This is a genomic window from Prescottella sp. GW823-FHT02E09, from assembly GCF_058797375.1.
On record NZ_JBXAJP010000021.1, the window covers coordinates 3,936 to 5,431 of the forward strand.

Annotated in this window: 1 rRNA gene (only partly in view); it reads left to right on the plus strand. The window is 55.8% G+C overall.

What is annotated here, in order from left to right:
- A 23S ribosomal RNA gene (locus AC1RIF_RS27210) occupies positions 1 to 1,391 on the plus strand (it extends 1,836 nt beyond the left edge of the window).
- The last annotated feature ends 105 nt before the right edge of the window (positions 1,392 to 1,496 follow it).

Consider the following 1,496-nt stretch of genomic DNA (forward strand, 5'->3'; position numbering starts at 1 on the left):
TCAGCCTGAGACGTGATGCGTAGCCGATTGAGGCGAATTCAGTGATCCTATGCTGCCGAGAAAAGCCTCTAGCGAGCTTTCACACGGCCCGTACCCCAAACCGACACAGGTGGTCAGGTAGAGAATACTAAGGCGATCGAGATAACTGTGGTTAAGGAACTCGGCAAAATGCCCCCGTAACTTCGGGAGAAGGGGGGCCTCGTCTGGTGATCCAACTTGCTTGGTGAGCTGGGTGGGGCCGCAGAGACCAGAGAGAAGCGACTGTTTACTAAAAACACAGGTCCGTGCGAAGTCGTAAGACGATGTATACGGACTGACGCCTGCCCGGTGCTGGAAGGTTAAGAGGACCGGTTAGCCAGTAATGGCGAAGCTGAGAATTTAAGCCCCAGTAAACGGCGGTGGTAACTATAACCATCCTAAGGTAGCGAAATTCCTTGTCGGGTAAGTTCCGACCTGCACGAATGGCGTAACGACTTCTCTGCTGTCTCAACCACAGACTCGGCGAAATTGCATTACGAGTAAAGATGCTCGTTACGCGCGGCAGGACGAAAAGACCCCGGGACCTTCACTATAGCTTGGTATTGGTGTTCGGTTCGGTTTGTGTAGGATAGGTGGGAGACTGTGAAGCGGGCACGCCAGTGTTCGTGGAGTCGTTGTTGAAATACCACTCTGATCGTATTGGACATCTAACCTCGGACCATGATCTGGTTCAGGGACAGTGCCTGGTGGGTAGTTTAACTGGGGCGGTTGCCTCCCAAAATGTAACGGAGGCGCCCAAAGGTTCCCTCAGCCTGGTTGGCAATCAGGTGTTGAGTGCAAGTGCACAAGGGAGCTTGACTGTGAGACTGACAGGTCGAGCAGGGACGAAAGTCGGGACTAGTGATCCGGCACCGGCAAGTGGAAGCGGTGTCGCTCAACGGATAAAAGGTACCCCGGGGATAACAGGCTGATCTTCCCCAAGAGTCCATATCGACGGGATGGTTTGGCACCTCGATGTCGGCTCGTCGCATCCTGGGGCTGGAGTAGGTCCCAAGGGTTGGGCTGTTCGCCCATTAAAGCGGCACGCGAGCTGGGTTTAGAACGTCGTGAGACAGTTCGGTCTCTATCCGCCGCGCGCGTTAGAAACTTGAGGAAGGCTGTCCCTAGTACGAGAGGACCGGGACGGACGAACCTCTGGTGTGCCAGTTGTTCCGCCAGGAGCACTGCTGGTTAGCTACGTTCGGAAGGGATAACCGCTGAAAGCATCTAAGCGGGAAGCCTGTTCCAAGATGAGGTTTCTCACCCCCTCGAGGGGGTAAGGCCCCCGGCAGACCACCGGGTTGATAGGCCAGAACTGGAAGCACGGTAACGTGTGGAGGTGACTGGTACTAATAGGCCGAGGACTTACCACAAAGAAGCTACGCGTCCACTGTGCGGTATCTGAAACAACACACAGATACCATTCACCCCCAACACCCCACGACCCTCACGGGCCGGCCGGGTGGTTCGGGCGGGGG